This window comes from Armatimonadota bacterium (genome assembly GCA_020354555.1).
GTDB lineage: Bacteria > Armatimonadota > Hebobacteria.
The window spans coordinates 2,996,680-3,004,900 of record CP070648.1; the positions used below are offsets into that span (position 1 = coordinate 2,996,680).

At 66.0% G+C, this 8,221-nt stretch carries 5 protein-coding genes; 4 read left to right on the top strand and 1 reads right to left on the bottom strand.

Annotation, left to right across the window (positions count from 1 at the left end):
* From JSV65_12285 to JSV65_12295, 3 genes are all read left to right on the top strand, one after another.
* The coding region (locus JSV65_12285) for a hypothetical protein (GenBank protein UCH33349.1) at nucleotides 1-271 on the top strand (271 nt) is incomplete at its 5' end.
* 92 nt (nucleotides 272-363) lie between these two features.
* Entirely contained in the window at nucleotides 364-1,689 is a 1,326-nt protein-coding gene (locus JSV65_12290) for a hypothetical protein (protein UCH33350.1), read from the top strand.
* Nucleotides 1,690-1,773: 84 nt separating this feature from the next.
* Nucleotides 1,774-3,321 carry a beta-galactosidase gene (locus JSV65_12295; protein UCH33351.1) on the top strand — a complete coding sequence of 516 codons (1,548 nt, stop codon included), beginning with the start codon at nucleotides 1,774-1,776 and terminating at the stop codon, nucleotides 3,319-3,321.
* 96 nt (nucleotides 3,322-3,417) lie between these two features.
* Here the strand turns inward: JSV65_12295 and JSV65_12300 are convergent, their stop codons facing one another.
* Nucleotides 3,418-5,544, bottom strand: coding sequence for a hypothetical protein (locus tag JSV65_12300; GenBank protein ID UCH33352.1), 2,127 nt, complete (start codon nucleotides 5,542-5,544; stop codon nucleotides 3,418-3,420).
* Between the two features lie 230 nt (nucleotides 5,545-5,774).
* Between JSV65_12300 and JSV65_12305 the strand changes: the two genes are divergently transcribed.
* On the top strand, nucleotides 5,775-8,078 hold the full coding sequence (locus tag JSV65_12305) for a glycoside hydrolase family 2 (GenBank protein ID UCH33353.1): 2,304 nt from the start codon (nucleotides 5,775-5,777) through the stop codon (nucleotides 8,076-8,078).
* The last annotated feature ends 143 nt before the right edge of the window (nucleotides 8,079-8,221 follow it).

The following is an 8,221-nucleotide window of genomic DNA, read 5'->3' on the forward strand; positions in this document are numbered from 1 at the left end:
CCCCGATCAGCCGGAGTACGTCGGCTACGGGTACGACAGCATCATGCAGGGGGTGAATGATATCCGCGCCATCGCGGCCGCCACGCGCGGCCTGCCGGCCGACGATGCGCTCGCGAAGCGGCGCGACATGATCGCGGCGCTCGAGTCGCTGCGCCCCCTGCCGGCACAGGCGCTCATCGGCACCGCGGTCAACGAGGCGGTGCGCCTGAGCATCGCGAACAACAATCGCTACGTCGGATTCCAGGACGATTTCAGCCCATACCTGCTGTGAAGTCCGTGCGGCGAGGGTGAACCGGCGACACGGCTGAGGCGGCGAAGCTCGGCGGCTTGCCGTGTCATCCGCGGATGAAGGAGAGCAGCCCTGTGAAGGACCTGAAGATCGCGGTCATCGGCGGCGGAAGCCCGGGGTGGACGCCGCGGCTGGTCACGGACATCATGCTGGAGCGAGACCTGCCGGGAGGCGAGATCGCGTTGACGGACCTTGACCCGGACGCGCTGAGCATTCTGGGCAAGGTCTGCGAGCGCATCCGCGTCGCGCACGACGGCGCTTTCTCCGTCGGCACGATGACCGAGTTGGACGAGGCCCTCGACGGCGCCGACTTCGTGATCGTGACCATCACCACCGGCGGCCTGCATGCGATGCGCGCGGATCTCGAAATCCCCGAGCGGTACCACTGCTTCCAGACCGTGGGGGACACGGTGGGACCGGGCGGGCTGTCGCGGGCGCTGCGCAACATCCCCGTATTCGCCGGCTTCGCGCGGGCGATGGAACGGCGCTGCCCGCAGGCATGGATGCTCAATGTGAGCAATCCCCTCACGGCACTGACGCGGACGGTCGAGAAGGCATCATCAATCCGCGCGCTGGGCATCTGCCACGGTGTTGATGCGGCGGCACATGACTACGCGCAGCTTGCCGGCGTCGAGCCGCCGACGTCGGGCGAGGCGGGAGGTTTCCGCGTCGCCGGAGTGGATCATTGCTCGTGGCTGCTCGATTACCGCGCCGGCGAGACCGACGTGCTTGCCGACATCCGCGCGCGATTGGCTGATGGTTGGCGCTTCGACGACGACAAGCAGGGGATCCTCGAGGGCTATGTCGCGTGCTTCAAGCTCTTCGAGAGCCTCGGATACCTGCCGGCGATCCAGGCGCGGCACATCGTCGAGTTCTTCCCCTACTTCCTGCGCGACATGGAGCAAGTCGAACGATATGGTCTCAAGCGCACCTCCATCGTCGATCGCGAGCGCGGCAGGGAACGGCAGCGCGAAAGCGCGCGGAAGATGGCGAGCGGCGAAGCGGACGTGCCGAGCGGGCAGAGCAACGAGGCCGTGGCGCCCGTGATCCGCGCGCTGGTGACCGGCAAGCGCGTTGTCGTCAGCCTCAACGCGCGCAATGAGGGGCAGATCCCCAACCTGCCGCTGGACGCGGTGGTCGAGACGCTCTGTGTCGTCGACGGTGCGGGCGTGCATCCTGCGGCGGCGGGCCCGCTGCCGCCGGAGATTCTCGCCGTCGTTCTCCCCCACGTGCTGCGGCAGGAGATGACCGTCGAAGCGGGCCTCGACGGGGACCGGGACAAAGCGCTGGCGGTTCTAGCGACCGACCCGCTGGTTCAGGACCTCGACACCGCCCGCGACATGCTGCGCGAGATGCTCGAAGCGAACCGGAAGCATCTCCCGCAGTTCTTTGCGGACTAGCGCTGGTGTCTGCGCTCTGCAACACGCGCGGTGCTGCTGCGCGTGTTGCGCGCTGTTCGAACGATTCGCTCGTGGAGGTGCCTTATGACGCCCCGTGACATCATCCTCCTCGCGCTATTCGCAGGCGTTGCGGCGGCCGCACTGCCCGCGCCCGCGAGCAGTGCGCCGCAGGACGAGTTCATCCGCGTCGCGCCCGATCGCTGGACCTTCGAGACGGCGCAATCGCGCCAGCGATTCATCCCTTGGGGAACCAACTTCGTGCTCCACGACAGGAAATACCTCGATATGTTCGGCCCGCAGGTCTACGATCGCGCCCTCTACGACCGGGCCCTGTCGAGAATGGAGAACCTCAACATCAACTTGGTCAAGGTGTTTCTGCCCATCGCGAAGGTGCTGCCTGACCCGCAGGGGCCGCGGGAGGCGCGCCTGGCGCCCGGCTATCTCGATAATGTTGATGACTTCCTGGAACTCGCCCGGCAACATCAGATCCGCGTGGTGCTTTCCCTGGCGGAATGGGGCGGCAACGAGATCAAGTGGTGGCATGAGGGCGGCGAGTACTTCGGCCGCAGCCCGTGGAAGTCCGACGGGGTCGACTCGCTCGTCGTTCTGGAATCATTCTGGACCCAGGTAGCGACGCGTTTGCGCGACAACCCAACGCTCTTTTCGTACGAACCATGCGTGGAGTGGACGCTGCCGAGCTATAACCTCACGTGGCGCCCGCCGGATGAGCCGTGGGGGCCGGTCGTCACCGAACCCGCGATGTGGTACTGGCGACGCTGGGCCGTCGCGCGGCACGGGTCGCTCGACGCGCTGAATCGCGCATGGGGGACGACCTTCACGTCGGTTGATGAGATCGGGGTGTGCGACTATGCCTACGACTTCGGCGCCCATCGCTATGTTGATCCGGCGGCGAAGATCATGGACTATCAGGACTTTCGTGAGTGGGCATCGTATCGCTATTTCAAGCCCCAGATCGAGGCCATCCGCCGCGCCGATCCCAATCACATGGTGGCGATCGCCAATCACATGCGGCCGCCGGGCAGCTTGTGGGAGGGCGCGGCGCAGTACTTCTCCGGGCTCTCCGAGCCCGAGCAGAGCGACCTCGTGGACTACATGACCCATCACGACAATCACGACGCGAGCGAGGTGAAGGGCTCGGATTATGCCGCGCTGGTTCGCGGCGTGACCGTGCGCCTGCGCGCGTGCCTGGCGGGCAGACCGATGCCGGTGATCCTGGAGGAGTTCTCGTTGGACAGCCAGGATCCCGAGCAGGTCGCGGGCGCATGCTCGGACATGGTGCGGGCGACGGTTGGCAGTTGCTCGGGATGGATGGTGTGGTACTTCCAGCACTGGGACGACGGGAACCCGACGGGCCTGGTGGACGGCGAGATGCAGCCGACGGCATGGGGGCGCGCGTTCAGCCGCCTCGGCGGCCCCAGCGGCCTGGTGCATTCATCCGACCTCTCGTGGCACGAGTCGAAGCAGGTCATCGCGTTGGACCGCGAGGCGGAACTCGTGCCGACGCGCATGGGGATGATCGGGCAAGTGCTCGCGGAATGGGATAACTACGAGCACCCCGTCGGTTTCCGCTGGCCGCGCAATCCGTTCATCGCCTTGCCGCTGGAACCGTGAGCGCCCGAGCGCCATCTTGCCTGAGACGTTGGCCTGCTGTCGGACAAGGGAGCGCATTCCCGCTGTGTCCATCCCGCGCTGCGGCCTGTCGCCGCCTTACTGATGCTCCACCCGTTCGAGGATGGTGCGCTTGAGGTCGTCGTCGAGGGCGTTGAAGTACTCCGAATACCCGCCGACGCGCACAATGAGATCGCCGTGGCGTTCCGGATGGGCGATGGCGTCGCGGAGCACTTCCTGATCAACCACGTTGACCTGCAACTGCATTCCGCCGAGGTCGAAGTAGGTGCGAATGAGCGACTGCAACTTGGCGCGGCCCTCTGGTGTGTTGAACAGCTCCTGGGATAGGCGGATATTGACGACCAGCGTGCCCGGCGCATGCAGTTGTTGCAGCGACGTGACCGAGCGCAGCATCGCCGTCGGGCCGTGCGTGTCGCGCCCCTGCACCGGCCCGGCGGAATCCGCGACCGGCGTCCCCGCGAGCCGCCCGTCTGGCGTCGCCCCCACCGGCTTGCCGAACCAGCCGTAGGTCGTGAACATCAGCGTTCCGCACAGGAACTTCCCGCCGCGCCATGGCGCGTACCGCTTGAACTCCCGATACACGAAGCCCGACAGGCGATTGGCGAGAGCGTTGACTTCCGCATCGTCGTTGCCGTAGCGCGGACACTGTTCCAGATGCTTGCGCAGGCCTTCATGCCCCTCGAAGTTCGCGCGCAGCGCATCGAGCAGCCCGCTCGCCGTCACGCGCTCGTCCTCATACACGGCCTTGCGCACGGCGGCCAGCGAGTCCACCGCATTGCTCAGGCCGACGATGTTGATGACGCTCCAGTTGTAGCGCGCGCCGCCGTTGTAGTAGTTCTTCCCGCGGTCAATGCAATCGTCAATGAGCAGCGTGCGGATGAGCTGTGGGTGATACGCGCCGCGCACCTCCTGGTTGCGGCACACCTGAGCGGTCAGGCCGGCGATGCCCGCGCGCAGGTCGCCCTCGAACGCGGCGAGAAAATCGTCGAACGTCGCGCAAACCGGGAGATGGTGATGGAGGCTGTCCTCGAGCGTCTTGACGACATTGAAATCGCCGTCGAGCGAGCCCACGCACGAGCGGCCGTGGATCATGATTTCAGTACATCCGCCGAACGCGAAATCACGCTTGTCATCGTCGGGCAAGTTGAGTTGAGCCAAGTCGAGCGCGCGCAGGTAGTTCTCCTCGCAGTAGAGCGCCGGCAGGCCCGTTCCGGCGGCGAGCGTGTCCGCGACGGCATCCCAGATGCACTGCGGCGTGTCGCGACGCAGTCGTATGGCGAGATTGGGGCGGCGCATGCCGCGCGCGGCCTGCAGGCAGAGGACGGTGACGTCGTTGCTCGCCTCTTGCCCGTCGCGCGTGCTGCCGCCGATGGCGACGTTCCAGCCACAGCACGCGTCAACGTAGCGCCACAGTTCGCGAATCAACTCGCGCGCTTCGTCGGGCGTCGTCTGGCCCGCCGCGAGATCGTCTCGGTAGTATGGCCCCATGAACTGATCGAAGCGGCCAAGATCATCGCTGCCATCGAGGGCGTAGAGAAAGATGGTGGACACGATCGCTTCGAAGAACCCGCGCGCGGGGCGCATGGGCAGGCGACTGTCGTACGCCGCGGCGAGGCGCTGCCGGTTCCGTTCCTGCGTGTGATCGGAGAACGAGCATTCCGCCAGGTAGCCCGCGACTCGCTCCCGATAGCGGTCAACCGCCTCAAGCACCAGGAGCAACGCGCGGTGGAGTTCCTGTTTCTCGGCGTCTTCGCCTGCGGCCAGACGTTCGCGTATGCGCGCCTCGTACGCGTCGAGCCCCTCGCTCAGCGCGCGGCCGAAGTTGATAATGCTGTGCGTGTATCCGCCGCCGCGGGGGTACGACTCGCAGAATCGCTGCGCCTTCTCGAACGCACTTCGTTCAACGGGTCCGGCAGCAGCCGCGGCCTTTTCGCTCGCAAGCCCCGAGTTAAACGTAGCATCGAGCGCAACGTAGTGATGCCACAAGAGTTGAGGCGCCGGATCGGTCCAGATGCTGCGGTTGGCCGGGTAGAGCGGCTCACCCCGATACGTCGGCAGCTCGCACTTGCCCAAATAGTTGGCAATGCCGCGCGCGTGGCGCATCGGGATGGATACGTCTCCGCCCGCCAGGAACCCGGCGGCGAAGTGCTGGCCGTGCGCTTCCAGCGCGCGCGCTTCGTCGGGGCTCACGACCCAGTCAGACATGCCGATTGCATTCCCGGACGTCATCATCGCCAGATTCCACACCTCGGCAATTAGACCACAATTGGTGCAGGCTCGCAAGGGGGCGCTGCAAACGGCGCGGGCGTTGAGCGAGCATCGGGCAGGATAGCCTCGCGCCTTCGCCGAAGTGGCGGCCTGCGCTGACGGTGCGCACGCCGCCGTCGTATGTTCACAACGCTGCCTGGCACTTAGGCCGCCCGCGGAGGCATCACGTGACGCGAATTGACCTATGCGGCACCTGGGAACTCAGTCATCGCTCGCATCGCACCGAGCACGTTGGTTCACTCGAGGAGACATTCGGGGACGACTGGGAGATTCTGCCGGCGCGAGTCGCGGGGAATGTAGAGCTGGCCTTGATCGAGGCGGGCAAGTTGCCGGACCCGTTCTGCGGGCGCAACATCTTCGTGCTCAGGCCGTACGAGTTCGAGGACTGGTGGTATCGGCGGACGTTCCTCGCGCAGTCGCTCGAGCCAGGACAGCGCGCCCGGCTCGTGTTCGGCGGGCTGGACTGCTTCGCCACGATATGGCTCAACGGACGTAATCTCGGCACGACGGACAACGCGCTCATCGAGCATGTTTTCGACGTCACCGACTGCCTGAATGCGGATTGCGACAACACGCTCGTCGTCCGACTCGCCTCCCCGGTCATGTCCGCCAGGGGGCATTGCATCGAGCCTTCGGAGAGCGGCACCCTCGATTCGTGGGAGGCCATCGGCGTGCGCAAGCCGCCGCACTGCTGGGGGTGGGACATCATGCCCCGCCTCGTGTCGGCCGGGCTCTGGCGCCCCGTGTCCCTGGAGATACTCGAACCGAATCATATCGCGTCGCTGTACTTCTGCACCCGGCACGCATCACCGGATAACGCACACTTGCGCGTGCAGTGGCAGGTCGAGACCGACCGCGTCGAGCCGGAGGGCATCAGCGTGCGGTTCACCGGTGAATGCGGCGACAGCCGGTTCTCTAGAACCGTTGACGCGCGCTTCACCGCCGGCGCGACCGGCATTGACGTCCCGCATCCGGAGCTGTGGTGGCCGAAAGGCTACGGGGAGCCGAGCCTATACACGATCAGGACGGAGTTGCTCCTCGATGGCGAGGTCGCGGACGTGCGCACGGACCGCGTCGGCTTGCGCACAATCGACCTTCACCGGACGGAGACCGCCGGGCCGGACGGCGATTTCCGCTTCGTCGTCAACGGCGTGCCTGTTCTGGTCAAGGGCTCGAACTGGGTGCCGGCGGATGCGTTCCACAGCCGCGACGCCGAGCGCTACGCGCCGCTGCTCGCGCTTGCCGACGACGTGGGCTGCAATATGCTGCGCTGCTGGGGCGGCAACGTGTACGAGGATCATGCGTTCTTCGACCTCTGCGACGAGAAGGGCATCATGGTGTGGCAGGATTTCGCATTCGCCTGCTCGCGTTATCCGCAGTCCCTGAGTTTCCTGGCGCGGGTGCGGGTGGAGGCCGAATCGGTGATTCGCAAGCTGCGCAACCATGCGTCTCTCGCGCTGTGGTGCGGCGACAATGAGATTGACTGCGTCTACGTCGGCGACGGTCTCGACCCCGCGCAGAACCGCATCTCACGGGAGGCGCTGCGCCGCGCGGTGGAGCGCTGTGATCCGTACCGTCCCTACCTCCCGAGTTCGCCCTACTTCTCGCCTCAGGCCGGGGGCGATTGGGACGCGCTGCCCGAGCAACATCTCTGGGGCGCACGGAACTACTACAAGAGCCGCGAGTATGTCGAAACGACGGCGCACTTCATCGGCGAGATCGGCTACCACGGATGCCCGAACGTGTCGTCCCTGCGCCGGTTCCTGTCCCCCGATGCGCTGTGGCCGTGGCAGGATAATGAGGAGTGGCGGGTTCACGCCACCGACCCGACGCCCGAGCCCGGCGGCATGGCCTACCGCGTGGAGTTGATGGCGAAGCAGATCGCGGAGATGTTTGATGCGGTGCCCGATATGCTCGAGGACTTCGCCCTCGCGTCGCAGATCTGCCAGGCCGAGGCGAAGAAGTTCTTCGTCGAGATGGTGCGCCTGCGCAAGTGGCGGCGCACCGGCGTGTTGTGGTGGAATCTCGTTGACGGCTGGCCGCAGTTCTCCGACGCGGTGGTGGATTACTACTTGAGCAAGAAGCTCGCGTACCATTACCTGAGGCGGGTGCAGCAGCCGATGTGCCTGATGGTGGACGAGCCGGACACGTGGCACGTGCGTCTGGTCATGGGCAACGACTCGCGCGTCAACGCCGCCGGGCGGTACGCGGTGCGCGACGCCGACAGCGGGGCGATCGTGTCGCAGGGCGAGTTCGAGTCGCCTGCCAATGAGAACTGCGAGTTGGCGCGCATTCCCATATCACGTGGACAGCAGGCTATGTGGCTGATCCAGTGGACGGCGAACGACGTGAAGGGCGCCAATCACGCGCTCGTCGGCGGCCCGCCGTTCGCACTGGAGCGATACCGCGCCTGGCTGCAGGCGATTGCCGGGCTCGATGGCAATTTCGACGCGGATCAGGTCGGGCGGTGATCGCCGCGACTCGGTAGTCCGGTGCCTCAAGGCGATTGCCGTTGGACCGGTGCACGCGCCGGGCTGCGGGAGGCCGGCGGAGTACCGTTCCGCGCAGGCCGCGCCCTGACGAATGGTGGCAGATGTATGTTTATCGGGAGTTC